At 67.6% G+C, this 26,295-nt stretch carries 22 protein-coding genes; 13 read left to right on the top strand and 9 right to left on the bottom strand.

What is annotated here, in order from left to right:
* Positions 1–85 precede the first annotated feature (85 nt).
* From tssA to AT700_RS13190, 5 genes are read right to left on the bottom strand one after another with little or no spacing between them, the layout of a single operon-like run.
* On the bottom strand, positions 86–1,186 hold the full coding sequence (gene tssA, locus AT700_RS13210; RefSeq protein ID WP_023089141.1) for a type VI secretion system protein TssA: 1,101 nt from the start codon (positions 1,184–1,186) through the stop codon (positions 86–88).
* Positions 1,183–4,998, bottom strand: a complete 3,816-nt coding sequence (locus AT700_RS13205; RefSeq protein ID WP_042857666.1) for a type VI secretion system protein — start codon at positions 4,996–4,998, stop codon at positions 1,183–1,185. Before AT700_RS13205 ends, tssA begins: the two co-directional genes overlap by 4 nt.
* Positions 4,995–5,753, bottom strand: a complete 759-nt coding sequence (locus AT700_RS13200) for a DotU family type IV/VI secretion system protein (protein WP_003104706.1) — start codon at positions 5,751–5,753, stop codon at positions 4,995–4,997. Before AT700_RS13200 ends, AT700_RS13205 begins: the two co-directional genes overlap by 4 nt.
* A gap of 17 nt (positions 5,754–5,770) precedes the next feature.
* Positions 5,771–7,102: a type VI secretion system baseplate subunit TssK gene (gene tssK / locus AT700_RS13195; RefSeq protein WP_003124583.1), complete on the bottom strand. Its 1,332-nt coding sequence runs from the start codon at positions 7,100–7,102 to the stop codon at positions 5,771–5,773.
* A 59-nt stretch (positions 7,103–7,161) separates the two neighbouring features.
* A complete protein-coding gene (locus AT700_RS13190; protein ID WP_003104701.1) occupies positions 7,162–7,638 on the bottom strand; it encodes a hypothetical protein in 477 nt (158 codons plus the stop codon).
* Positions 7,639–7,846: 208 nt separating this feature from the next.
* Between AT700_RS13190 and tssB the strand changes: the two genes are divergently transcribed.
* The 11 genes from tssB (at position 7,847) to AT700_RS13135 (ending at position 19,711) form a co-directional block, all read left to right on the top strand.
* Complete coding sequence (gene tssB / locus AT700_RS13185) at positions 7,847–8,392, top strand: type VI secretion system contractile sheath small subunit (RefSeq protein WP_003089493.1); 546 nt, start codon at positions 7,847–7,849, stop codon at positions 8,390–8,392.
* A 22-nt stretch (positions 8,393–8,414) separates the two neighbouring features.
* Positions 8,415–9,899, top strand: coding sequence for a type VI secretion system contractile sheath large subunit (tssC, locus tag AT700_RS13180; RefSeq protein ID WP_003089494.1), 1,485 nt, complete (start codon positions 8,415–8,417; stop codon positions 9,897–9,899).
* Positions 9,900–9,972: 73 nt separating this feature from the next.
* Positions 9,973–10,470, top strand: coding sequence for an Hcp family type VI secretion system effector (locus AT700_RS13175; protein WP_003089495.1), 498 nt, complete (start codon positions 9,973–9,975; stop codon positions 10,468–10,470).
* 12 nt (positions 10,471–10,482) lie between these two features.
* Positions 10,483–10,908 carry a type VI secretion system baseplate subunit TssE gene (gene tssE / locus AT700_RS13170; RefSeq protein WP_031632859.1) on the top strand — a complete coding sequence of 142 codons (426 nt, stop codon included), beginning with the start codon at positions 10,483–10,485 and terminating at the stop codon, positions 10,906–10,908.
* Complete coding sequence (gene tssF, locus AT700_RS13165; protein WP_023096719.1) at positions 10,892–12,685, top strand: type VI secretion system baseplate subunit TssF; 1,794 nt, start codon at positions 10,892–10,894, stop codon at positions 12,683–12,685. The genes tssE and tssF overlap by 17 nt, the downstream gene beginning before the upstream one ends.
* The gene (gene tssG, locus AT700_RS13160; RefSeq protein WP_003114517.1) at positions 12,649–13,665 is read left to right on the top strand and encodes a type VI secretion system baseplate subunit TssG; all 1,017 of its coding nucleotides are present in this window, start codon (positions 12,649–12,651) and stop codon (positions 13,663–13,665) included. The genes tssF and tssG overlap by 37 nt, the downstream gene beginning before the upstream one ends.
* Before the next feature lies 1 nt (position 13,666).
* Complete coding sequence (tssH, locus tag AT700_RS13155) at positions 13,667–16,216, top strand: type VI secretion system ATPase TssH (protein WP_048521090.1); 2,550 nt, start codon at positions 13,667–13,669, stop codon at positions 16,214–16,216.
* 21 nt (positions 16,217–16,237) lie between these two features.
* Positions 16,238–16,810 (top strand): hypothetical protein, encoded by a 573-nt coding sequence (locus tag AT700_RS13150; protein ID WP_003122693.1) that lies wholly within the window; start codon positions 16,238–16,240, stop codon positions 16,808–16,810.
* 159 nt (positions 16,811–16,969) lie between these two features.
* Entirely contained in the window at positions 16,970–17,158 is a 189-nt protein-coding gene (locus tag AT700_RS13145) for a hypothetical protein (protein ID WP_003104930.1), read from the top strand.
* On the top strand, positions 17,158–19,164 hold the full coding sequence (gene tssI, locus AT700_RS13140) for a type VI secretion system tip protein VgrG (RefSeq protein WP_003122692.1): 2,007 nt from the start codon (positions 17,158–17,160) through the stop codon (positions 19,162–19,164). The genes AT700_RS13145 and tssI overlap by 1 nt, the downstream gene beginning before the upstream one ends.
* Positions 19,165–19,174: 10 nt before the next feature.
* The gene (locus AT700_RS13135) at positions 19,175–19,711 is read left to right on the top strand and encodes a toxin-antitoxin system YwqK family antitoxin (RefSeq protein ID WP_003104933.1); all 537 of its coding nucleotides are present in this window, start codon (positions 19,175–19,177) and stop codon (positions 19,709–19,711) included.
* A 22-nt stretch (positions 19,712–19,733) separates the two neighbouring features.
* On the opposite strand, the gene AT700_RS13130 is transcribed toward AT700_RS13135, so the two are convergent.
* Positions 19,734–20,129, bottom strand: a complete 396-nt coding sequence (locus AT700_RS13130; protein WP_003089513.1) for a DUF4280 domain-containing protein — start codon at positions 20,127–20,129, stop codon at positions 19,734–19,736.
* A 276-nt stretch (positions 20,130–20,405) separates the two neighbouring features.
* Here AT700_RS13130 and AT700_RS13125 point away from each other — a divergent pair, with 276 nt between their 5' ends.
* Together AT700_RS13125 and AT700_RS13120 are read left to right on the top strand one after the other, a co-directional pair.
* A complete protein-coding gene (locus AT700_RS13125) occupies positions 20,406–21,047 on the top strand; it encodes a LuxR C-terminal-related transcriptional regulator (protein ID WP_003110901.1) in 642 nt (213 codons plus the stop codon).
* A 200-nt stretch (positions 21,048–21,247) separates the two neighbouring features.
* On the top strand, positions 21,248–22,453 hold the full coding sequence (locus AT700_RS13120) for an ABC transporter substrate-binding protein (protein ID WP_169787788.1): 1,206 nt from the start codon (positions 21,248–21,250) through the stop codon (positions 22,451–22,453).
* A 416-nt stretch (positions 22,454–22,869) separates the two neighbouring features.
* On the opposite strand, the gene AT700_RS13115 is transcribed toward AT700_RS13120, so the two are convergent.
* From AT700_RS13115 to AT700_RS13105, 3 genes are all read right to left on the bottom strand, one after another.
* Entirely contained in the window at positions 22,870–25,185 is a 2,316-nt protein-coding gene (locus AT700_RS13115) for a xanthine dehydrogenase family protein molybdopterin-binding subunit (protein ID WP_003114512.1), read from the bottom strand.
* Complete coding sequence (locus AT700_RS13110; RefSeq protein ID WP_003089521.1) at positions 25,182–25,652, bottom strand: (2Fe-2S)-binding protein; 471 nt, start codon at positions 25,650–25,652, stop codon at positions 25,182–25,184. Before AT700_RS13110 ends, AT700_RS13115 begins: the two co-directional genes overlap by 4 nt.
* A gap of 264 nt (positions 25,653–25,916) precedes the next feature.
* On the bottom strand, positions 25,917–26,153 hold the full coding sequence (locus tag AT700_RS13105; RefSeq protein WP_003104944.1) for a hypothetical protein: 237 nt from the start codon (positions 26,151–26,153) through the stop codon (positions 25,917–25,919).
* Between the last annotated feature and the right edge of the window lie 142 nt (positions 26,154–26,295).

The raw sequence follows: 26,295 nt of genomic DNA, 5'->3' as shown, positions 1-26,295 counted from the left end.
GCGCCCATCTTGCCCCAGGAACCCATAGATTAAAAAATTCTGAATTCGTATTTATATATTCGAATAAAAAATATAACCCCGCTCATTAGGGCAGTACGCCAAGCAGCGACCAGACTCGGCGCGCCTCCGAGTCTGCATTGATCAGCTCCGCCAGCAACTCGCTCAGCGGCTTGTTGCCCCACTCCACCGCGCGCTTGATCAGGTAGGGAACCGGGCTGTGCGGCTCGGTGCGCGCCAGGTAGTCAGCGATCAGCAGCAATTGCCGGTAGGCGTCCTCGCGACTGGTCGGCGCGCCAGCCGGCCCGCTCGGCGCGCTCGCCGGGACGCTTTCCTCGCCGTCCGCGTCGCCTTCGGCGGCGTCCGCCTCCGCGACCGGGGGCTGTTCTTCGGACAGCGGCGCTTGCGGGTGCATGGCGATGAACTCCTTGAGCAAGGCCAGCCATTGCGCGATGACCTCGCGCAATGGCTGGCAACTGGGGGCGAGTTCGCCCAGGCAGCGGTCGCACCACTGTTCCAGGCGCTGTAGTTGCTGCTGGCAGGCGAGCAGGCTGGCCTGCTTGCGCTGCCATTGCACCAGGGGCTCCGCGCGCAACGCTTCGTCTAGCTTCTTCTGCTGAAGTTGCGCCGCTTCCAGCGCCGCCTTGGCGCTCTTGCTGTCGCCGCTGGCGACCTGCTGGCGCTGCAACCTCTGCCAGGCATAGAGGGTGATCTCGGCGAACGCGCCCTGCCCCATCAGCGGCAGGCGCGTGTGCAGCAGCTCGGCATAGCGGCGCAACAGCCAGTCGATGGGCGGCACCCGCCACGACTGGTCGCCGTCCTGGGCTTGCGGATGCACCTCCTCGGGGTAGCGCTCGCAGAGTTCCGCCAGCAGCACCAGCGCGCGCTGCAATCCCCCCAGCCCGCCGCGTTGCAGCCAGGCCTCGCCGAGCCAGGCGGCGAGCATCAGGTCCTTGCTGCGCCGCTGCAACAGTTCGCTGGCCAACTGCTCCACCGCGGCCCAGTCGGCGCGCTTGGCCTCCGCCTGCCAGACGCCGGTCGGCAGGCTGCTGTCGTCCTCCCGGCGCAACTCGCGCAGGCGGTCGTAGTCCGGGTCGTAGCGCAGGCTGGGGCCGCACGGCTGTCCGGGGTCGATCGGTTCGAGCAGCACTTCCAGGGACAGGGCGTTGCCGGAAAGAGGCAGGGTCATGGGGTACCTCCGGTGCTGGCGACGGTGGCCGGCAACAGCGTCGCGAACGGCGATTGCGGCGCGCGCACCGGAAGCGGTTGGATGGACAGCGGGGTCTTGCCGCCCAGGCTCATCAACGACAGGCGGAGGAACATCCGCGCCTCGTTTTCCGGGCTGTAGGGCGCATACACCGGCAGTTGCAGGACCAGCGGAAACTCCGTGTAGTCGACGTTCGGCGGGCGCTGCCGGGAGAAGTGCGCGCGCATCATGCGCAACAGCGCCCAGGAGCCCTGGTAGCTCCAGCCGGCCTCGAGGTCGGCCACCGCCAGGCTGGCCTGGCGCGGGTCGTCTGCCGGACGCTGCGAGCCGTTCTTCGCCCAGCGCAGCATGATTTTCAGCGGATCGCCGACATTCCAGGTCAGGCCCTTGTCCTGCGCGCCGGGGAAACGGCTTTCCTGGTCGCCCGAGTACAGGCTCCAGGCGATCACCTGGTCGGCGCCGCGTTCCAGGCTGCGGTCGCTGCGCCAGTCGATGTCCAGGGCGACGCCGAGCAGGCCCGACTTGTCGCGCTCGAACAGCGGGCCGAGCCAGCGCTGCGCCTGCTCCAGGCGGCGGACGAAGTCCTCGGCGGCCGGCAGGTCCGGCGAGCGAACCTGGGCCAGCCCTTCGCGCACCTGCGGCAAGCGCGTCTCCATCAGTTTCAGCAGGTGCCGCACCCGCCCCGGCTCGGCATCGGCCGCTTCCAGGCTGTAGGCGAACGGGAAGCGTCCGGCGAGGTACTGGTTGAAGTAGTCGGCGAGGTCCTTCCAGGCCTGCGCCGCCTGCTGCTGTTGCAACGACTGGCAGCGCCCGAGCGCGCCCTGGCGCAGGTCCACCAGGCGCGTCGCCAGGTCGCTGCGGCTGGACGGCAGGAGCACGCCGTTGAGAATGTCGGCGCAACTGCCGATGTCCATCTGGTTGAAATCGTTACCCACCAGCTTCGCCAACTGCGCCGCGGTGCTCGCCGGGTTGTCGGCCTTGAATTTCCGCAGTTCGGCGTTGAGCGCGCTGAAGCGCACGAACGCGTTGTAGTCGGCGGTGGCCAGGCTGGATTGCTGCGCCTGCAACCACTCCAGCGCCGGGGCGTGGCGTTCGGCGACGGCCGCCATGGCATTGAACTGGCTGTTCAGGCTTTGCTTCAGCTCGGCACTGTCCTGGGCGCGGAACATCTGCAGGCCGAAATTCGGCGCGCCCGACCAGCGGCTGAAATCGACCGGCTCGCGCAGCACCGCCTGCTCGTCGATGTCGCGCAGGGCCTGGCCGATATCGGCCACGGCCAGCGCGTTGAGGCTGAGCAGCAGGCGCGCGCCGGCCTGCAGGTCCTGCAACTCCAGCAGCGCCGCCTGCAACACCTGGACCTGCTTGACCTGCACGTCGAAACGCGAGGCATTGCGACTGGCCAGGCTACGACTGCGCGGCCCGAGGCTTTGCCACATGGCCTCGGTCGCCGCGCTGGCGGCGGCGTGCAGGACCGAATAGCGATAGCGCGGGTTGAGCGATGGCAGGGTGCTCTCGTAGTAGCCGGTGAAGTCGTTGAAGAAGCTCAACGCCTGAGTCACGCCGATATCGTCGATGCTCAGCAAGGAGTGGTCCGCCAGTGTCTTGTCCGCCAGGGCCACGGAGACGAAGTCCTTGGTCTTCAGGTCATCGATGGCGCGTTTCAGACCGAGCAGGTCATCGGCCAGCTTGAGCGTCGCCCCCTGTTTCACCAGCAGGCCGTCGCCGGCAGCCTCCGGAGGCGCGATCCATTCGCTGCGAAACTGCTGCTGCAACTGCACGGTGAGGTTCTGCAGTTCCTCCACGCGGTTTCCCAGCAAGCTGCTTTGCTGGGCGCTCTTGAGCAGGTTCTGGTAGCCAGGGACGAGATCCTGGCCGACGCCATTGCCCCAGATCAGGTTGATGCGGTTGACCTGTTGCTGCAGGTGGTTGATCAATTCGCCGATCCCCAGCAACTGGGCCGCCGTGGCGTCTCGTTCCTGGCCGAGCTGCGCGAGTTCCTGGGTCAGGGCATTGCCGGTGCGTTCCAGGCTGTCGGTGAGGAAGTAGGCGTTCAGCCAGCGTGCCATCAGGTCATGGAAGTTATCCGCCGCCGTGGCGGCGACCCGGCCCAGGTCGAGGGCGGCGAGATCGGCCGGACGCTCGGCGAACAGCGTGCGGTTGTAATAGGCCAGGCGCGCCAGGCTGCCGGCGTTGTAGCTGCTGCCCAGGGCATCGTTACTCAGTTGCAGAAGGTCGTCGAGCGGCGTCCTGCGGTTGTCGATGGCCTGGGCGAACAAGCGATTGTGGCGCTCCAGCGTAGTGGCGCGGGCGACCAGGTCCTTCGCCGCCAGGTAGTCCTTCCACTGGCTGGGGTCGTCGCCCTCCTTCAGGCCGGGTTGGCCATCGCTGCGGATCGCCCGCAGGTCGCTCGCCTCGCCTTCCAGCAGGCTGCGCAGCGGTCGCACCAGCAGGCGCTCGGAAACGCGGCGATACGCGTTGTCGATACGTGCATCCAGGGAGGAAAACCAGGAACTGGGAAACGCCAGCGAAGTGAAGCGCCAGCGCGGCGCCTGTGACACCAGTTGCCACCAGGCCTGGACGTTCTGCCGGACCTGGGCGGCGCGCCGAGTGTCGTCGTCGAGCGGCTGGTAGCGCTCACTGGCGCCATGCAGCAGTTGCGACAGTTCACCGGCGTCGCGCAGCGCGTCGCGCCAGACCCAGGTCATCAGGCCGCCCCAGAGCAGGCACAGGCACAACGCGGCGAGGCCGATGCCGCGCTGCCAGCGCTGACGCAGCTGGAGGATGCGCGGCACCGCCTGGGCCAGGCCTTCCTCGGCAAGGATCCGCCGTGCCCACAGTTGGCTGGCGAAGCTGCTGCGCCGACGCGGCGCGTCGACCGCCGGCAGGACTTCGTCGGCTGCCGCGCCCGCCGCCTCGCTGCCGCTCAGGTAGAGACCGCGAAAGCGCGGCGCCTCGCCCCTGGCGTTGCCCTGGAAGACCGGTTCGAGCAGCGCCTGCAACGAACCGCGGAGGCTTTCCAGGCGTGGCGGCAGGCAATACAGCTCATTGTCCACCTGGCCGCGCAAGGTACCGAGTTCGACGATCGACTCGGTCAGGGTGGCGGTGATTTCCTCCAGCGCCTGCTCGCACCAGCGCGACTGCCAGGCCGCTTCGGCGGCGAACGGCGAGGACCAGCCGAGGGCGCGCTCGCGCGCCTCCTCGGGCAGCGCCGCGAGAAGTTCCTGGAAGCCAGGCAGGTCTTCCATGCCAGTGATCACCACGTAAACCGGCAGGCTCAGGCCAAGGCGCTGGGTCAGTTCCACGTAGCGACGGCGCGCGGCGAGGCCGAGGTTGGCCGCCTGCTCGCCATCCTGCAGCCGCGCCAGCGGAATGTTCCAGACCACTCCGTCCAGCGCGCGCCTGCCGCGCAGGCGCAGGAACAGACGCAACAGGCGCAGCCAGGCGCCGCTTTGCCGGCGCAGGCCCTCGTCGGGCAGGAACACCGACTCGGGCACCAGCAGGATCGCCCCCTCGCCGTCCGACCACCAGCGGCCGAACCAGGCCGGGCGCGCCACCGGCAGCAGGCGCCAGGTGGCGCACAACTGCTCGCCCTCGGTCTCGTTGCCGAGCATCAGCAGCCACGGCGCTTCGTAGCGGCCCTGCCAGCCCTGCTCGCGCTCCATCTGCCGGACCGCCGCGTAGAAGCTGCGGATCTCCGTACCACCGCGGGTTCGCCACCACCAGCCCAGCGCCCCCAGCAGCAGCGCCAGCAGCACCAGGAGGAGAACCAGCATGAACAGGGTCGCGCCGCTCATGGCGCCTGCTCCGCATCGGCCAGGTGGGTCACCGCCGCCATTTCGTGCTGGATGTCGCGCCAGAACAGGTGTCCGATACCGCTCATCAACAGCACCAGCCCGAGCACCGCCAGGCCCAGGCGGAAGCCGTCCGGCAGCGCTGCGCGCACCGGCAGACGCCGTGGCGGCGCAGCGGCGGGCTGCTCAAGGCGACGGCCGAGGTCGGCGGCGTCCGCCTCGCGCTGCCAGGCGAAGGCGAACAACGCCTGCCGCCACTTCTCGTGCAGCGCCTCGCCGCGCGGCCCGCGCAGGCGACCGCGGAAGCCGAGGATCAGGCATTGCAGGTAGACGTTGGCCAGGTCGCGACTGGCCGGGGCGCGTTCGTCGAGCAGGCGCTTGATCGCCAGCGGCAGGTATTCGCCCGCCTGGCGACTGCCGTAGAGATGCGACTCCAGCGGTTTGTCCTGCCAGGCGCCCTGCCCCGGCCAGGCGCTGAAGACCAGGGTCTCGTCGACCAGGGCGACGAAGGCATAGACCATCGCCTTGACCTGCACGCCCGCCGCGTCGCCGACGCTGGCGAAGGCGCTGCGCCACAGACGCCGGGTGATGCGGGTGGACAGTTCGAGGGCGCGCTCGACCATCCGTGGCACATCCTGGGCGTCCCGGTCGAGGGCGCCCCAGGCCTCCAGCCATTCCTGCCAGGCCTGGCGGAATGCCGTGCTGAGCGGCTGCTCCTGGTACGCCTGGGAAAAAGGCCCTGCACTCCCTTCGGGCATTGGCGGCTCCTTCCTGTCTAGGTGTTGTCGCTGCCGTCGGCGACGAACAGCACGATCTGCCAGGGACTGCTGGCGACCCCGCTGACCGGCGCGACGATGCGCAGCGGCTGGCCGGCATCGAACCAGTCGCCGGCACCCTGCACGACGAACAAACGGGTGTCGTCGCCAACGCTGTAGGCCACCTGTTCCTGGCGATTCATCGGCTGCCGCGGCAGCCCGCTCATGCGTTGCCGGGCGAGCAACGGCAGGTGCGGGTCGGAGGCGACGATGGCGCGCTCCAGCCAGTCAGCCGCCGCCTGTTCGCCGGCGCCGGCGGGCATCCGCAGGCCGACCACCAGGCGCTGACGCGGCGCCGGATCGGGCAGGCGCACGGAAAATACCTGTTCCTCCTGCTCGAACGGCAGGCAGCGGTAGCCCGCGCGGATCGACTCGATGGCCCGCTCCAGCCAGTCCAGCAGCGGCTCGTAGCCACGCCGCAGGTCGAGGAAGTCGAGCGCTTCGAAGGCCGGCACGCCGGCCAGCGGATCGAGCGCCGCCCAGGCACCGGCCAGGCCCAGCAGGCTGCCGTGCAGGGCCAGCGGCGAGGCCGTACGGCTTGCCAGCAGGCCTTCGACCTCCGGCAGGCGGGTCCAGAGCGCGGCAAGCTGGCGACGGATTTCCACCGCGTCGTCCTGGTTGCCCGCCTGCTGCGCCAGGCGCAGGCGCCCGCCGAGGAACAGCGCCTTCTCCCGGGCCCGCGCGCAAAGCGACTGCACGCGTCTGCCCAGGGGCGACTCCGGCAGGATCAGTGGCGTCGGCGGGACGTAGGGCAGGCTGACATAGGCGCCGCCCTCCTTCGCCACGCGCAGCAACGGCAGGCACACGGAGTCGGCCTTGCCGTCGTCGCCGACCAGCCGCAGCGACGCTCGCCAGACGGTGATCGGCTCGGGGTGCTCGCCGCTGGCCAGGTCCGGCAGCGGCGCGCCGACCCGCGATTGCAGACGGCCCTTCAGCGGCAGCAACTGACCCGCCCGCCACAGCGGACTGACCGCCAGGTGGACGTTCAGCAGCGGCCCTTCGGCGGCCGCCAGCGCTGTCTCCAGATCGAACTCCAGCGGCGCGTCGACACCAGCCTGCACGCTCACCGGCAGGCCGTCGGGCAGGATCGCTTCGAGGTGCAGGACCCGCACTTGGCCGGCGCACAACGCCGAGGGGTCCAGTTCCAGGGCGGTCACTCCCCAGAACCAAGGGTTGCAGGCCTGTCCTATGCGCGCCGCCAGCGCCTCGGCACGCAATCCCTGCAACTGGAAATGCTGGGGAAGCAGTTGCATCCCTTCGTGCCAGCACACCGCGTCAGGCAGAACACTCATACGACTCCCCTTCGACGTCCTACGTTGTCGTGCACGACGGTCGCTCGCCTGCCCCTCCGCTAACGCGTGGCGGGATCGTTGACCAGTCGCATTTCCCGGGTATCCAGACGCAGCCAGACGCGCTGCTGCTGGTCGAGGCGCAAGCGGTGCGCGCCGGGTGTGTTATAGCCGGCGAAGACCAAAAGTCCAGTTGCGCGGTCGCCGCGCAAGGGGAAGGACTCCGACTCGATGAACTGCCCCGGGACCAGCTCCAGGCTCCATACCGCGAACTGCTGCCGGTAGTCGCGGCGGTACTGCTCGCGATTGGCGAACCACTGGCTGGCCGGCAGTCCGGCCAGTTCCTTGAACAGCTCCGCATCCTTCACCGCGACGAAATCCACGGCGATCGGCGAGTCGTCGTTGGCGCGCGCGGCGACATCCAGGGTCAGCCGCTGCAACTCGACCCGCGGCGCGAAGAAATACGAGCAGCCGGCCAGCGCCAGGATCGCCAGCGCCAGGGAGAATTTCCGACATATGGTGAAACATCCGTGCTTCATGGGAGTCCAACGAAAATTTTATTTTGCAAATCCATAGACCTGTTCTAGCGTCTTTTGTAGTTCGTCGCCAGTGACGGACCAGAGGGATCGCCAAGGACAGGTTCTGCGCCGTTTTCCCTGTCATGCCTGTGATCCAGCAAGGGACTGCGATGATCAGGGCATCCGCCCGATGCATTGCTCCCCCACCATTGCATCGGAGTCAGCCGCCATGGCCGAGAGTACGCAGCACAAGCTGGACCGGGTGCGCCCGCCGCGCGTGCAGATCACCTACGACGTCGAGATCGGCAACGCCATCGAGAAGAAGGAGCTGCCCCTGGTGGTCGGCATCCTCGCCGACCTCTCCGGCAAGCCGGATACCCCGCCGGCGAAGCTGGTCGAACGGCGTTTCGTCGACATCGACCGCGACAACTTCAACGAGATCCTCTCCTCCATCTCTCCCCGCGCCACCCTGCAGGTCGACAACACCATCAGCGGCGACGACAGCAAGCTGAACGTCGAGCTGCGCTTCAACCACATCGAGGACTTCGACCCGGTCAACCTGGTGAAGCAGGTGGTCCCGTTGCGTCGCCTGTTCGAAGCGCGCCAGCGCCTGCGCGACCTGCTGACCAAGCTCGACGGCAACGACGACCTCGACCAGTTGCTGCAGGACGTGGTGGCCAACACCGAAGGCCTGCAGGAAATCAAAGCGGCCCGCCCGGAAGCCGAAGCGGCCCCGGCCGGCGACAGCGAACCCCCGGCCGACCAGCCGGCCTGACCCTCTTCCCGGAGAAGCCGCCATGCCCAAGTCATCCGCCGCCGAACAATCCGGCGAGAGTTCGACCCAGACCCTGTCCCTGCTCGACGAGATCATCGCCAAGGGCCGCATGGCCCACGACGACAGCCAGCAGGACTATGCCCGCGACATGCTCGCGGAATTCGCCACCCAGGTCCTCGACGAGGGCATGGCCGTCGACAAGGACACCGTGGCGATGATCAACGACCGCATCAGCCAGATCGATGCGCTGATCAGCGACCAGCTCAACCAGATCATCCACCACCCCGAGTTGCAGAAGCTGGAAGCCTCCTGGCGCGGCCTGCACCAACTGGTGAGCAACACCGAGACCAGCGCGCGGCTCAAGCTGCGCCTGCTGAACGTCGGCAAGAACGAACTGCAGAACGACCTGGAGAAGGCGGTCGAATTCGACCAGAGCGCACTGTTCAAGAAGATCTACGAAGAGGAATACGGCACCTTCGGCGGACACCCCTTCAGCCTGCTGATCGGCGACTTCACCTTCGGTCGCCATCCGCAGGACATCGGCCTGCTGGAGAAGCTGTCGAACGTCGCCGCGGCTGCCCACGCGCCGTTCATCGCCGCCGCCAGCCCACGCCTGTTCGACATGAACAGCTTCACCGAACTGGCCGTGCCACGCGACCTGACCAAGATCTTCGAGAGCCTGGAGCTGATCAAGTGGCGCGCCTTCCGCGAGAGCGAGGACTCGCGCTACGTGTCGCTGGTGCTGCCGAACTTCCTCTTGCGCCTGCCCTACGGCCCGGAGACGCGACCGGTGGAAGGCATGAACTATGTCGAGGACGTCAACGGCACCGACCACTCCAAGTACCTCTGGGGCAACGCCGCCTGGGTCCTGGCGCAGCGCATCACCGAGGCCTTCGCCAAGTACGGCTGGTGCGCGGCGATCCGCGGCGCGGAAGGCGGCGGCGCGGTCGAGGGCCTACCGGCGCACACGTTCCGCACCAGCTCCGGCGACCTGTCGCTGAAGTGCCCGACCGAGGTGGCGATCACCGACCGCCGCGAGAAGGAACTCAACGATCTCGGCTTCATTTCCCTGTGCCACAAGAAGAACAGCGACGTGGCGGTGTTCTTCGGCGGCCAGACCACCAACAAGGCCAGGCTCTACAACACCAACGAGGCCAACGCCAACGCGCGCCTGTCGGCGATGCTGCCGTACGTGCTGGCGGCATCGCGCTTCGCCCACTACCTGAAGGTGATCATGCGCGACAAGGTCGGCAGCTTCATGACCCGCGACAACGTGCAGACCTACCTGAACAACTGGATCGCCGACTACGTGCTGATCAACGACAACGCACCGCAGGAAATCAAGGCGCAGTACCCGCTGCGCGAGGCGCGGGTGGATGTCAGCGAGGTGGCCGGCAAACCGGGGGCCTACCGCGCCACGGTGTTCCTCCGGCCGCACTTCCAGCTCGAGGAACTCAGCGCGTCGATCCGCCTGGTCGCCAACCTGCCGCCGCCGGTAGCGGCGTGAGTCCGCCCCCGCCGGCAGCGCCGGCGGGGCGCCCTTCCCGTTCCAGACAGCCCCTCTCCAGGAGTCAGATGCGATGGATGCGATCATTCTCGATTTCGGCAGCGACATCAAAGGCGACAGCCTGCTCGTCGGCTACGAAAACAAGATCGAAATCATGTCCTACAGCCACAACGTGGCGATGCAGGTCACCAACGACGTCAGCAACTCGGAGCGCACCTCCGGCAAACCCCACGTCGGCGAATTCACCCTCACCAAGTTCATCGACACCTCGACCCCGACCCTCAACGAGTATTGCTGCGCCGGCAAGCCGATCGCCGAGGCGACCATCACCATCGGCCGCAACGCCGCCGAGGGCAACGGGCAGATCATGCCCTTCATCGTCTACACCCTGAACAACGTGGTGCTCTCCAACGTCAGCGTCAGCGGCGGCGCCGGCGGCAAGCCGGTGGAGACCCTGTCGCTGAACTTCACCAAGATCAAGTGGGAGCTGACCGCGCAGAAGGACGACGGCACCAAGGAAGGCACGGCCGCCTCGACCTGGGACCTGGCCGCCAACCAGCTGGTCAAGTGACCGGGCGCCGACATGTCCGGAGCCCTGCCGCCGCTGTTCGAGCGCCTCAGCGCCGAGGCCGACGAACGTCCCGCGTTCGACGACCGGGCGCTGGCCGAGTCGGTCCGCGGCGAGCTGCTGCGCCTGCTCAACACACGGCGCCCGGCGAATGCGCGCAGCGGCATCCTCGCCTACGGGCTCGCCGACTGGACCGCCGTGCAACGCCTGCGCGCCGAGGACCGGCGCCAGCTGGCGCGCGAGGTGCGGGCGGCGGTCGAGCATTTCGAGCCGCGCCTGCAACTGGCCGAGGTCGAGGTCGAACCTGACCCGGGCAATCCGCAGCGCCTGCGTATCCAGCTCGGTGGCCGCCTGCGCAGCGGGTCGCGCCTGATGCCTGCGCTATTCGTCATCGAACAGGGCAGCGATGGCCTCGAGGTGCGCCATGAGCGATTCGATTGATGCCGACCTGCTCGACTACTACCAGCGCGAGCTGACCTGGCTGCGGCATGCCGGCGGCGCCTTCGCCGAGCGCTATCCGAAGGTCGCCCGGCGCCTGCAACTGGCCCCCGGCGAATGCCCCGACCCGCACGTCGAGCGTCTGCTGGAAGGCTTCTCGCTGCTCACCGCGCGCCTGCAACGGCGCCTCGACGACGACTACGCAGAGTTCAGCGACGCCCTCCTCGAACAGCTCTACCCCCTGGCGCTGCGCCCGCTGCCGTCCTGCGCGATCGTCCAGTTCGAACCGGACCCGACCCAGGGCAGCCTCGCCGAGGGCTACCGGCTGCCGCGCGACACCGCGCTGTTCGTCACCACCCGTGGCGGCGACAGCGTGCATTTCCGCAGCAGCGCCGAGGCGACCCTGTGGCCGCTGGCGATCGACGAGGCGAACCTCCTCGGCGGCGAGGAGGCGCAAGCCCTGACCGGAGTCGTCGCCGCCCGCTCGGCGTTGCGCCTGAGCCTGCGCTGCCTGGGCGAGTACCGCTGGGACGAACTGTCGATCGAGCGCCTGCGCATCCACCTGGCGGCTTCGCCGATGGGCTGCGCGATCCTCTACGACCTGCTCGCCGCGCATACCGTGCAGGTCATGGCGGGGGCGCCCGGCACGCCGCCGGCGGCGCTCCGCGGACTGCCGGAGATCGTCGGCTTCGCCGCCGACGAGGCGCTGCTGCCGGAGGAAGACGGCGGACATCCGGGCCTGCGCCTGCTCGCCGAGTACTTCGCCTTCCCCGACAAGTTCCACTTCTTCGACCTGCCACTGTCCGGCGCGCTCGCCGACGGACAGACGCTCTACCTGTACCTGGTCTTCGATCGCGCACCGACGGCACGCCTGCATTTGCAGGCGGAAGACTTCCAGCTCGGCTGCGCGCCGGCGATCAACCTCTTTCCGCGGACCTCGGAGCCGCTGCGCCCGGACGGCACCCGCAGCGAGTACCGCCTGGTCGCCGACAGTCACCGCGAGAACAGCGTGGAAATCCATAGCATCCGCGCCGTGCGCTCGGTTGCCGGGAGCACCGTGCAGCCAGTCCCGGCCTACTATGGCTGCCGCCACGACAGCCACCTCGGCACGCTCTACTGGCACGCCCGGCGCATCGCCGGGCTGACCCCGAACCGGCTGGGCAGCGACCTGCTGCTGAGCCTGGTGGATACCGGCTTCGACCCGTTACGCGAAGCCCCGGCCTTCAGCCTGACCGCCGAGCTGCTATGCACCAATCGCTATCTGGCCGAGCGCCTGGGTGCCGGCACCGCGCTGGGCTTCGAACGGCCCGGGCCGGTCGCCGCCGCACGCCTGCGCAACGCGCCCAGCGCGCAGAGCCAGCCGCGCCTGGACGGCCAGTCGCGCTGGAGACTGGTCTCGCAGCTGACCCTCAACCACCTCTCGCTGGTGGAAGGCCCGCGCGCCCTCGAAGCCCTGCGGGAAATCCTCGCCCTGCACAACCTGCGCGACGACGCCAGCGCCCGCCGGCAGATAGAAGGGCTGAGGCAACTCGACTGCCAGCGGGTGGTGGCGCACGTCGGCGAGGATGCCTGGCGCGGCTGGCGCAATGGCCTGGAAATCCGCCTGCGACTCGATCCGCAGCACTTCGTCGGCGCCAGCGGCGTGCTGTTCTCCGCCGTGCTGGCGCAGTTCTTCTCGCTGTATGCCACCGCCAACCGCTTCGTGCGCACGGTCCTGGTGGAAGCCGACAAGGAGGTGAAGACATGGCAACCCCAGGCCGGCTCGCCGCTCTCCCTCTGAGTCAGCGGCTGCGCCGCACGCCGCAGCGCTTCGAACTGTTGCAGGCGCTGCTGCTGCTCGAACGCGAGCGTCCCCAGGCGTTGCCGCTGGGCACCGGCAACGCGCCGCGGGCGGAGGCCCTGCGCCTGCGCGGGCCGCTGTTGCCGCTGTTCGCCTCGAGCGAGGTGGAAAGCCTGCTCGACGACCCGCAGCAACCGGTGCTGTCCACCCCGGTGTTCGGCCTCGGCGGCCCCGACGGCCCGTTGCCCTATGCCTACCAGGAATGGCTGCAACAGCGTGCCCGGCAGAAGGACCATGCCCCCGCCGAGTTCCTCGACCTGTTCCAGCACCGCCTGCTCAGCCTGCTCTACCGGGTACTGCGCAAGCATCGCGTGGCGCTCGGTTTCGCGGTGCCGGCGGCGACCCCGGTGCAGGCGCAGCTACGCGCCCTCAGCGGCCTGTTGCCGAAAGCCCTGCAAGAGCGCCTGGCGCTGCCGGACAGCGCGGTGCTGGCACGCACCGCGCTGTTCGCCGGCGGGCGTCGCTCCCTGGCCGGCTTCGCCGGCCTGGTGCGCCAGCACTTCGGCGTGGAGGCACGGCTGGACGCCTACCAGGGCGCCTGGAAGGAAATCCCCGCGGCCAGCCGCAGCCGGCTGCAACGCGGCGGACGCAACCTGCGCCTGGGTCGCGACGCCATAGCCGGCACGCGCACCTGGGACGAGCACGCCGGCATCGCCCTCAGTCTCGGTCCGCTGGATGCCCGCGAAGCCGCCCGCTTCTTCCCCGACGGCGACGCCCATGGCCAGTTGGCCAGCCTCGCCGCGCTGTACTTCGGCCCCGACCTGGATTGTCGCCTGAGCCTGCTGGTGAGCGGCGGCGCGCCGCTGCGCCTGGAGCGCGGTGCACCGCCCAGGCTGAGCTGGAACACCGGCCTGCGGCGCGTCGAAGACGGCCAGCGGCAGCGCATCGATCTTGACCTGCGGCAGCCGGAGGTAGCCTGAAATGGAACTCGCCGCCCTGATCGGCCGCCTCAACCCGGACTGTCGCCGCTCCCTGGAGCGCGCCGCGCAACGCTGCCTGCAACGCACCCATCATTACGTAGAGATCGAGCACCTGCTGCTGGAGCTGCTGGACATCGACGGCGGCGACTTCGCCTGCCTGCTGCCGCGCTTCGGCCTGGAGCGCGACGCCCTGGTCGCCGAGATCAACCTGTCGCTGGAGCTGTTCAAGGCCGGCAATACCCGCACTCCGGCGCTGTCCGCGCACACCATCGGCCTGCTCGAGGACGCCGTGGTCCACGCCAGCGTGCTCGGCCAGGCGCAGATCCGTTCCGGCCTGCTGCTGCTCGCCCTGCTCGACCGCGAGGAGCGCCGCGCCCTGTTGCTGAACAGCGCGTCGTCGCTGCTGCGGATTCCCCACGAGGCCTTGCAGGCCAACCTGCTGGAGTGGATCCAGGCCTCCCGCGAACAGCCGCCCGCGCCGAACCGCCCGGCGGCAGGCGGCGACAAGCCGGAAAGCGCCCCGGACCCGCTGCTCGACCAGTACACCCAGGACCTCACCGCCGAAGCCCGCGCCGGGCGCATCGACCCCATAGTCGGGCGCGACGGGGAGATCCGCCAGTGCGTCGACATCCTCCTGCGCCGGCGGCAGAACAACCCGATCCTGGTCGGCGCGCCGGGCGTCGGCAAGACCGCGGTGGTCGAGGGCCTGGCCCTGCGCATCGCCGCCGGCGAGGTGCCGCCGTCGTTGCAGGAGGTGATCCTGCGGGTGCTCGACCTCGGCCTGTTGCAGGCCGGCGCCAGCATGAAGGGCGAGTTCGAGCAGCGCCTCAAGGGCGTGATCGACGCCGTGCGCAACAGCGCGCAGCCGATCATCCTGTTCATCGACGAGGCGCACACGCTGATCGGCGCCGGCGGCGCGGAAGGCGGCAGCGACGCCGCCAACCTGCTCAAGCCGGCCCTGGCGCGCGGCGAGTTGCGCACCCTGGCGGCCACCACCTGGCTGGAATACAAGAAATACTTCGAGAAGGACCCGGCGCTGACCCGGCGCTTCCAGCTGGTCCAGGTCGAGGAGCCGGACGAGGCCACCGCCGTGGAGATGCTGCGCGGCGTCGCCGGCAAGCTGGAACTGCATCACGGCGTGCAGATCATGGACGCGGCCATCGTCGATGCGGTGAAGCTGTCGCATCGCTACATCTCCGGCCGCCAGTTGCCGGACAAGGCGATCAGCGTGCTCGACACCGCCTGCGCGCGGGTCGCCCTCGGCCAGCACGACGTGCCGCCGCCGCTGGAAAGCCTGCGCCATCGCGAGCAGGCGCTGGAAGAGGAATTGCAGCGGCTGCGCCGGGAACAGGCCACCGGCCTCGACCACAGCGCGCGTATCACCGCCCTGGAAAGCGAGTCGGGCGATAACCGCCGGACCATCCGCGAGCTGGAGACCCGCTGGGACGAGGAACGCGAAGCGGTGCGCGAACTGCTCGACATCCGCCGCGAACTGCTGGCCCTCAGCGAAAGCGCCGACGCGGCCAAGCCCGACGAGGAACTGGACGGTCGCATCGACCACCTGGCCGCCGAACTGGCGCGCCTGGCGGCCGGCCTCGAAGCCATCCGCCAGGACGACCCGCTGGTTCCCGAGCAGGTGGACTCGCGTACCGTGGCCGCGGTGATCGCCGGCTGGACCGGCATCCCGGTGGGCAAGATGCTCGCCGACGAAGCCCACGCCATCCGTTCCCTGGCGCAACGAATGGGCCAGCGGGTGATGGGCCAGGAGGCCGCCCTGGGCGCCATCGCCCAGCGCATCCAGGCCTATCGCGCCGGACTCAGCGACCCGGCCAAGCCGGTCGGCGTATTCCTCCTGCCCGGCCCCACCGGCGTGGGCAAGACCGAGACCGCCTACGCCCTGGCCGACGCCCTTTACGGCGGCGAACGCAACCTGATCAGCATCAACCTCTCCGAGTACCAGGAGGCCCACACCGTCAGCCAGCTCAAGGGCGCCCCGCCCGGCTACGTCGGCTACGGCAGCGGTGGCGTGCTCACCGAAGCGGTGCGCCGCAAGCCCTATTCGGTGGTGCTGCTGGACGAGATCGAGAAAGCCCATCCGGACGTGCTGGAAGCCTTCTACAACGTGTTCGACAAGGGCGTGATGGAAGACGGCACCGGCCTGGTGGTGGACTTCAGGAACACCGTGATCCTCGCCACCAGCAACGTCGGCGCCGAACTGCTGCTGGACAGCCCGGCCGAACAGGTCGCCACCCCGGCCTTCGACGAGCGCCTGCGCAAAGTCCTGCTGCAAACCTTCCGCCCGGCGTTCCTCGCGCGCATGACCGTGGTGCCTTACCGGCCGCTGGAGGAAGCCACCCTGGAAGGCATCGTCGTGGCCAAGCTGGAAAAACTGCGGGAACGCTACAAGGCCGCTACCGGCAAACAGTTCGACTTCGACCCGGCCATCGTCAAGGCCGTGCTCGCCAAGTGCAGCGCGGCGGGCGCGCGGGATATCGAGAACGTGCTGATGGCGCAGGTGACGGGGAAGTTGGCGGAGTGGGTGTTGGAGTAGGACCCTATTTGAGGAGTCTATATGAACTATTTATTCGTGCCATTCACAAGCGAAGAAAGCAATAACGAACTACTATCCATGGGTACGCTTTGGGCATCCCAAGTGGCAAAGGATCCTCGCGGCAGAGAACCACCGAAGCTATTATTTTACAACACTAAGCACATGAAGCCATTAAATATCATAAACAATGACGATACGCTGTACGTGATTGCTCATGGTTACGAAGGCATCTCAGACTACATATTCAGCCTGAGCACCCCTCCTGCGAACGGGCTCATACCGGCGTTAACGGCAGGGGAACTGTCAGTAAGACTGAAAGTAGCAGGATTAAATGCAAACCATAGAAGAGTCAAGCTCTACGTATGTAACTCAGGGGGTGAGTTTTCGGAATTTGCTACTTCATTCAAAAGCAAAATGCGAGACAGCATGGGCTACCCCAATATAGATGTATATTACTATAATTCATCGGTGTCGGTACCGAAAGAATTTGCCGACGGCAATTACCATAAAGACGGGGTACTCTTTGATGCGCAAGGCAATGTAGTGCTAACGCCAAGATTTCGAGCTTCGGAAGCAAGACAGAGAGTACCTTAAGAATAATTTAGCGCCATCTCAAATAAAAAGGAAACGAGTAATGGGATATCTATTTTTTGACACTTCATAACCACAAAATAAGCCTCCTCCATCCCCCTTTATGAACTCTGACCAAGTCACCATTATGGCGCTGAAATTCTGGTCTGGAACGTACAGCACATGGACAACCAATCCACATCCACTCATTCGATGGCCTTTTGGGAAAAGCTGGAGTTCCTCGACAATACTTGGCCAACCGATGAGGAGCGATCATTTTCCGGTGATCTATACGTGGATGGAAAAATCGGGATGAAGGTCGTCTTGAGGTTATTCATCATTCCTTCGGGCTGGCATGACAAGGCACACTAATGCCCCGTCCCACCGACACCAATACCACCCTCTCCCTCAGCGCCTCCACCCTGGGTGATCTTTACCCCCAGACGCTTTCCGGGGGCGAGGCGTTGAACGAGCTGGGCAGCCTGACGCTCGGCGGCTACAGCGCCACCGCGCTGACGTTGAGCAATGCGGTGGCCACCCATCTCACCGCCACCCTGCACAACGACGCCGACCAGCGTCCGCTCGACGGCCTGGTCGCGGAGATCCGCCAACTCCCCGGCGATGCCAGCGCCGAGCGCTACCAGGTGCTGTTGCGCCCCTGGCTCTGGTGGCTGACGCTGGCCAGCAACAACCGGGTGTTCCAGAACCTGGCCACCAGCGACATCGTCACCCAGGTCTTCGACCAGCACGGCTTCAGCGACTACCAGTTGCAGCTCAGCGGCAGCTACCAGCCCCGCGAATACTGCGTGCAGTACGGCGAGAGCGACCTCGCCTTCGTCTCGCGGCTGCTGGAGGAAGACGGCATCTTCTGGTTCTTCACCCATGCCGCCGGCAAGCACACCCTGGTGCTGGCCGACAGCAACGACGCCTTCCCGCCGATTCCCAACGGCCCGCAAGTGGCCTACCTGGGCCAAGGAATCGGCGTGCGCGAGTTGCAGGGCGTGCGTTCGGCGCAGTACAGCCTCCAGGCGGTATCCGGGACCTACAGCGCCACCGACTACGAGTTCACCACCCCGGGCACCTCGCTGTACTCCCAGGCCGAGGCGGTTTCCGGCGCCGCCGGCGTCTACCAGCACCCCGGCGGCTACACCGCCAAGGCCCAGGGCGACAGCCTGACCAAGCAACGCATCGACGGCCTGCGCAGCCAGGAGACGCGCCTGATCGGCGAGAGCGACTGCCGCTGGCTGGTGCCCGGCCACTGGTTCACCCTCAGCGGGCATGACGACGATTCGCTGAATATCGACTGGGTGCTGACCTCGGTCACCCATGACGCCAGTCACGCGCACTACCGCAACCGCTTCGAGGCGATCCCCAAGGCCACCGCCTACCGCCCCGCGCGGGTCACGCCCAAGCCGCGCATGCACACCCAGACCGCCCTGGTGGTGGGCAAGGCCGGCGAGGAGATCTGGACCGACCAGTACGGCCGGATCAAGCTCCAGTTCCCCTGGGACCGCGACGGCAAGAACGACGAGACCTCGTCGTGCTGGGTGCGCGTGGTGCTGCCCTGGAGCGGCAAGGGCTTCGGCATGCAGTTCGTGCCGCGCATCGGCCAGGAAGTGATCGTCACCTTCATCGACGGCGACCCGGACCGCCCGCTGGTCACCGGCTGCGTCTACAACGGCGACAACGCCCTGCCCTACGCGCTGCCGGACAACCAGACGCAGTCCGGGATCAAGACCAACTCGTCGAAGGGCGGCGGCGGTTTCAACGAGCTGCGCTTCGAGGACAAGAAGGACGCCGAGGAGGTCTTCCTCCAGGCGCAGAAGGACCTCAACGTCAACGTGCTCAACGACAGCACCGCCAGCATCGGCCACGACGAGACCCTGACGGTGCAGAACGCACGCACCCGCACGGTGAAGGAAGGCGACGAGACCGTCACCCTGGAGAAAGGCAAGCGCACGGTGACCATCCAGACCGGCAGCGACAGCCTGGATGTGAAGGACACGCGCACGGTGACGGTGGGCGCCGACCAGACCCACAGCACCGGCGGCAACTACAGCCACAAGGTCAGCGGCAACTTCGAGCTGACGGTGGACGGCAACCTGACCATCAAGGTCAGCGGCACCCTCGCCCTGCAGAGCGGCGGCAGCCTGACCCTGAAGAGCGACGCCGACCTCGCCGCCCAGGCTGGCACCTCGCTGACCAGCAAGGCCGGGACGTCGCTGACCAACCAGGCCGGCACCTCCCTCACCAACAAGGCCGGCACCAGCCTGACCAACGATGCCGGCGTCAGCCTGACCAACAAGGCCGGCGCCGAACAGACGGTGGACGGCGGCGGCATGCTGACCATCAAGGGCGGCCTGGTAAAGGTCAACTGAGGAGAAGCGCATGGCGGCATCCGGCAAGCTCGACCTGGTTCGTGGCGACAGCCATCTCGCCGGCAACCTGCTCGACGGCAGCCTGGAAGGCCCGTTGCGCATCGACGAGCACGACAGGCCGCAGGCCAGCCTCGGCTACCGGCAGGGCCAGTTGCACGGCGCCAGCACCCTGTTCCATCCCAACGGCAAGGTCTCCGCGCAACTCGCCTTCGTCGACGGCAAGCTGCACGGGCCGGCGAGTTTCCATGCCGCGGAAGGCTGGTTGCAGCGCAAGGCGCACTACCGCAACGGGCTGCTCCACGGCGAAGCGTTCAACTATTTCGCCAACGGCCAGGTGGCCGAGCGCGAGCATTACCGCGACGGCGTGCGCGACGGGGTCTACCAGCGCTTCCATGGCAATGGCCAACTGGCCTTCGACGGACGCTACCTGAACGGCCAGCTACTGGACGGCGCCCAGCCGTTCGCCGATGACGGCCGGCCGCTGGACAGCGAGGGCAGGCCCATGGCGCGCTGGCGCTGGTGGTGGACCAGGCTGGCGGAGCCCTAGGCGCGCATCGGCCAGGCGGCGCTCAGGGAATCAGCATCTGCACCTGTCCCGGCACGCTGATCTTGATCACCCCGCCCCAGGTGCAGATCAGCGTGCCATTGGCGTCCAGCGCGGGCATCCCGCCCAGCAGCAGGGTCGGCGGGCCGCCGGGGATCCACGGGCTGGCGGTGGCGGGAATGCACGGCATCGGCGTCAGTACGCCGAGGGCGGCGGCGGTGGCGGCGGCCACCACGGGGTTGGCCGGACTCTGGCAGAGACCGAAGGTGGGAATGTTCAGCAGCGGGATGTGGTCCATGATGTTCGCCGCCGGCATCCCGCTGGTCAGGGTGCGGTTCTGCGGCAACACGTTGAGCACCGTCGGCGCCGCCCCGAAGCTGCATTGCAGGGTGGCGCCGGCGCAGACCTGCGGGCAGCCCATGCCGTCCTCCCGAGCGCGATGGCGTTGTAGCAGGATAGACCAGCCCATCGCGCTCGCCGTGGGGCTGGCTTGCTGTTTTTCTGACGAATGCCCGACATGCGTGTCGCCAGCGGCGCTAGAATTCCGCTGTGATGCGGGGCGGAGCCCCGCGACAGGGATCGACGAAAAAGGATTTTCGGCGGATCGAACGGTGCCCGCAGCGCCCTCGCCGGCCGGCCCGCGGCCGGTCGATGCAGGGGTTGCCGTACCCTGGCCGCCCCCAAGGACGGGACGACAATGCCTAGCACAAGAAGCCTCCCCGCACGGGTCATCGTCGCCGATGACTATCCCCTGTTCCGCGATGGCCTGAGACGGGTCGTCCGCCGCTACCTCCCGCAAGCCGCCGTAAGCGAAGCGGGCAGCTTCGACGAGGTGCTGCGCCTGGCCTCGAGCGTCTCGCCGGAACCTCCCGCCCTCTTCGTCCTCGACCTGCTGCTTCCCGGCTTCGCCGCCTCCCAGTCCATCGAGCGCTTGCGTCGCGCCTATCGGCACAGCGCAATCGTCATCGTCTCGATGCTCGACGACCCGCGTCTGGTGGACGAGGTGCTGGCCGCCGGCGCCGACGGCTACCTCGGCAAATCCCTGGAGGCCGGGGAGATCGGCACGGCGTTGCAGACGCTCGGCAGCGGCGAACCGGTGGTGCGCCTGCGCGGCGGGTCGAGCGCCGGCAGTCGGCAACGCGCCCTCCTGGACGCCCTGACCCCACGGCAGCAAGCGGTACTGCGGCTGATCGCCGATGGCCTGTCGAACAAGGAAATCGGCCGCGCGCTGTCGATCTCTCCGTTCACCGTGCGCGTGCACGTTTCCTCGCTACTGCGCGCCCTGGAAGTGAACACGCGGACGGCCGCCGCGGCGCTGGCGGTGAAGGCCGGCTTCTAGGCAGGTTCCACGCGGCCGTACCCGGAGTTCCCGCGCAAGCATCCGAGAATGCCGAAACGAGAAGTCTGCCGCGATTTTCCGCGAAGTCTCCTCGCGGCGCTGAAGCCCGTCGCGGCGGACCAGTCCCATCCATGAGGGGCGCGCCTGCGCGCCGGCCTCACCGGGAGCGGCGACGCTCGTTTTCAGCAGAGGAACGGCACATGATCGACAGGGTGAAGCCGCTGATGGCGGCATGGGTTCTGGTCTTCGCATCTTCTTCGTTCGCCAGCGAAACGGCGGGAAAATTGCCACGAAAGCCAGCTCTAGGGCCGGAAACCGTGGGGGCGACCCTGGTCATTCCCGGCGAGACCGACAGGCTCGCTTCGCTCTACGCCCGCGCACGGGGCGAAGGCGGCAAGGTGGTGCTCTGGGCCGGCGGCGACGCGCCGAACCAGATGGACTGGTTGAAGACGGCCTTCGAGAGCCGCTTTCCCGGCGTGACCCTGGACGTCACGGTGGACCTCTCCAAGTTCCACGACCTGCGCATCGACCAGGAACTCGCCGCCGGCACCCTGACGCCGGACGTGGCGATGCTGCAAACCACCTTCGATTTCGACAGATGGAAGGCCCGCGACGTGCTGCTGCGCTACAAGCCGGTCGGCTTCGCCCGGCAGAAGAAAGGCTACGCCGATCCCGACGGCGCCTATGTCACGGCCTACAACAACGCCTTCGTGCCGACCTACGCTTCCGTCCGGCTGCCAGCGGAGCGCTATCCGACGCGCTTCGCCGATTACCTGAAGCCGGCCTTCAAGGGCAAGCTGGTGCTGACCTATCCCCATGACGACGATGCGGTGCTGTACGTCTACGACAAGCTGGAACGGCGCTACGGCAGCGGTTTCCTGCGCGCCCTGGCGGCGCAGAAGCCGAACTTCCTGCGCGGCACGGCGGCGCCGGCGGCCTCGGTGGGCACCGACTCCATCGGTTCGCTGGGCAACCTGACCGGCTATGCGACCGACAGCGATACGCCGGCCGGCTACTTCATCCCGACCGACGAGCCGTTCATCGTCTGGAACCAGCGCGCGGCGATCTTCAAGGCCGCCCGTCATCCGGCCACGGCCAAGCTGCTGCTGTCCTACCTGGGCTCGGCCGAGTTCCAGTCCAGCTACGGCGGCTGGCGCGCCCGCGCCGACGTCGGCGAAGCGCCTGGGCTGCCGCCACTGGAGTCGCTGAAGAACGTCGACGTGCACGATTTCACCCGCTGGATGGCCGATCGCCAACGGGTGGCCAGCCTGCGCAGGCACATGGCGCAAATCTTCGGCCCGGTACGCGGCGAGTCGCCGTTGCGCGACCCGGCGCTGATGAGCCTGCTGGGGCTGACGGCGAACGACATCGTCGCCCTGCCCGAACCGGACCTGCCGATCTACTGAACCGCCATGACGGCCTCGCGCACGGACGACGCGGGGTCGTCGATCCTGGAGAATTGCCAATCCGGTTTCGACGGCAAGCAGGCGCCCTGGAGCGGCTGGGAAGACCCCCACTTCTTATAAAATACTTTTAATAAACGATTTATCTTATTGATTAATAAGATAAATAAAATACTAGAATTCACTTTAAGTTGAGACGACAAGGCGGCGCATAACGCTACCCGTTGTCCGCCCTGGCGTCCGCTTGCCGCCTTCGCTGCGCAGGGCGAACGAGGCCACCCGCGTTATCCGCCGACAGGCCTCTGCCAGGGAAGGACGACGGCACGGAAAACTCTTCTTCGACAACGACTTCCGCGTAGAACCTGATCCATCGCCTGCGCTCGCGCGAACTCACGCAGGCGACGACCAGGACGAAGGACCTAGGCCTTCCGCCACCCCTGCAACTGATTGCGGATCGGCAACTCGCGAATGCGCTTGCCGGTGGCGGCGAAGATCGCGTTGCACAGCGCCGGCGCTATCGGCGGCACGCCGGGCTCGCCGACCCCGCCCAACGGCAGGTCGCCATCCGGCTTGAGCAGATGCACCGACACCGCCTTGGGCGCCAGCGGCATGCGCGCCAGCTCGTACTGGTGGAAGTTGTCCTGCTGGACCTTGCCATCCTTGAAGCTGATCTCGCCCAGCGCCGCCAGGCCCAGGCCCATCACGCAGGCGCCTTCGAGCTGCGAGCGGATGCGCTCGGGGTTGATCTGCGGACCGCAGTCGGCGGCGATGGTGGCCTTGTGCACCAGCAGCGCGCCGTCGTCCTTCACCTCCACCTCGATCACCACCGCCACGTAGGTGACGAAGCTGTAGTGCGCGGCGATTCCCCGCGCCCTGCCCCTGGGCAGCTCGCCGCCCCAGCCGGACTGGCGCGCCGCCTCCTCGATCACCCCGCGCAGGCGGCCGACATCGAGCGGGTAGCGCTCCGGCGACTCGCCGTAGTTCCAGCTGTCGCCGAGTTCGGCGGTGTCGATTCGCCGCGCCGGGCCGAGCAGCTTGAGCAGGTAGTCCTTCGGGTCCTGGCCGGCCTTCGCCGCCAGTTCGCCGACGAAGCTCTGGATGGCGAAGGCGTGGGGAATGTTGGAGACCGAGCGGAACCAGCCGACCCGGGTGTGCGCCGGGGCCTCGGGGTTCTCCAGGCGCACGTTGGGGATGGCGAACGGCAGGTTGGTCAGGCCCATGCCCAGTTCGAAGGCGCCCTGGTGCTTGCTGTCCGGGCCGAACAGTGCGGTGATGCTCGGCGCCACCGAGCGATGCAGCCAAGCCTGCGGCAGCCCGTCGGCGCCGAGCACGGCCTGCAGGCGCTCCACCGAGACCGTGTGGAAATAGGAGAAATGCAGGTCGTCCTCGCGGGTCCACTGCACGCGCAGGTGGCGACCGGGGAACGCCTTGGCCAGGATCGCCGCTTCCAGCACGAAGTCGGGCTTGGACTTGCGGCCGAAACCGCCGCCGAGCAGGGTCACGTTGACCGTGACCTTGTCGAACGGCAGTTTCAGGCGCTCGGCGATGCGCTCGCGGGTCACTTGCGGCGCCTGGGTCGGGGCCCAGACCTCGCAGGCGCCGTCTTTGTACCAGGCGGTGGAGACCGGCGGTTCCATCGGCGCCTGGGCCAGGTGCGGCAGGTAGTACTCGGCCTCGACGATATCCCCACCCTTGGCGAACAGCGCCGCGGCATCGCCGCTGTCGCGCACCACCTTGCCCGGTTTGCGCGCGGCCTCTTCCAGTTGCTTGCGGTAGGCCACCGAGTCGTAGCCGCCGTTGACCCCGGCGTCCCACTCGACCACCAGCGCCTCGCGCCCCTTGATCGCCGCCCAGGTGTTCTGCGCCACCACGGCGACCCCGCCCAGCGGCTGGAACTCGGACGGGATCGGCCGGCCCTCGATCTCGATCACCTTGACCACCCCCGGCACCTTCAGCGCCGCGGCGGCGTCGTAGCGCTTGAGCTTGCCGCCGTAGACCGGCGGCCGGGCGACCACGGCGTAGAGCATGTCGTCGAAGCGCGCGTCGAAGCCGAAGCCGGCGCGGCCATTGACGATATCGGCGCCGTCGATGGCGCGCGCCACGTCCTTGCCGATGTAGCGGAACTGCTCGGGCTTCTTCAGCAGCAGCTTGTCGCGCGCCGGCACTTCGAGACCCGCGGCGGCCTCGGCCAGTTCGCCGAAGGACAGCGAACGGCCGCTGGGCGCATGCAGCACCTTGTTCTGTTCGGCGCGGCACTCGCCCAGCGGGACCTTCCACTGGTTGGCCGCGGCCTGTTCGAGCATCTGTCGCGCCGCCGCACCGCAGCGGCGCATGGGTTCGAACCAATGGCGCATGCTGCGCGAGCCATCGGTGTCCTGGTTGCCGTAGCGCGCTTCGTCGCCGGGCGCCTGGATCACCTTGACCCGGCTCCAGTCGGCCTCCAGCTCGTCGGCCACCACCATCGCCAGGCTGGTGCGCACGCCCTGGCCCATTTCCGAGCGGTTGCAGACGATGCCGACCGTGCCGTCCCGGTCGATGCTCACGTAGATCTTCGGGTTGTCCACCCAGCCGTGGGGCATGGCGTCGGCGCCAAAGGCCTTCTTCTCGGCGGCCAGGGCGTCGCGCCAGCCCCAGTTGGCAGCCACCAGCAGCACGCCGGTGGCGCCGACGCCCTTGAGGAAACCGCGGCGGCTGAGATTGCCGATGACCAGATCGTCGGGGTACGAGCGCTTCATGCCTTGGCCTCCTGCAACTTGGCGGAGGCGTTGTGGATCGCCGTCTTGATCCGGTTGTAGGTGCCGCAGCGGCAGATGTTGCCGGCCATGGCCGCCTCGATCTGCTCGTCGCTGGGCGCGGGGTTGCTCTTCAGCAACGCCGTGGCCGACATGATCTGCCCGCCCTGGCAGTAGCCGCACTGCGCCACGCCGATGTCCAGCCAGGCCTGCTGGACGACTTCGCCGACCTTGTCGGTGTGCAGGTGGTCGATGGTGGTGACCTTCCTGCCCTGCGCCAGGCTCACCGGCGTGATGCAGGAACGGGTGGCCTGGCCGTCGATATGGATGGTGCAGGAGCCGCACAGGCCCATGCCGCAGCCGAACTTGGTCCCGGTATAGCCGACGACGTCGCGAATAGCCCAGAGCAAGGGCATATCCTCGGTGACATCGAGCTGATGATCCTTGCCATTGAGGTTCAGGGTAATCATCGGTGCACGCCTTTTCTGGTTTCTGGTTATGGAGTCGCACGGCGACTGCGCCGCCCCCATGGGCGCGGCGAGTCTCTCATCGGACTAAAGGGAGATTATTGGCGAGAGGACTGCGGCGGATAACCTGGCAGAACTGAACGTATCGTTGAATGGAATTCAACGATACCCAAGCCGGGCGGGAATCGCCCGGGCGAGGCAGCCTTCCCGGTGGCCCGCTCCTCGCCGCTCGCCGGAAAGCGAGCGGCTCGGCCAGGGGAAACGGCGTTAGCCGCGCCGCACGCGCAGGCGCTCGGCGTGGTAGATCAACGGCCCATGCTGGTCCTCGGCACCGCTGGGGTCGTCCAGCAGCACGCCGGTGATGCGGCCCTGGCGGAACAGCAGGCGGATCGCCAGCAGGTTGGCCCTGGGGTCGCCCTTGAGATCATGGAGGGAACGCGGGGTGTCGGCATCCAGCTGACAAAACACCGATTCGAGCAAAACATCGGAAGGTTCTAACGCCATGCAGTCGTATCCGTCGAGAAGTACCGGTCACCTTGCCTTGCACTGGGTGCCGGTCAAAGCCCATCCCTGGAAAAACGCCTTTCCGCGCATTGAAACAATGCGCAACGATTTTCCTCGCGACGCAGTGTCGCCTACCGCCAGA

Source organism: Pseudomonas aeruginosa (assembly GCF_001457615.1).
In the GTDB taxonomy this organism is placed as follows: domain Bacteria; phylum Pseudomonadota; class Gammaproteobacteria; order Pseudomonadales; family Pseudomonadaceae; genus Pseudomonas; species Pseudomonas aeruginosa.
This window is presented reverse-complemented; position numbering and strand designations above follow the sequence as displayed.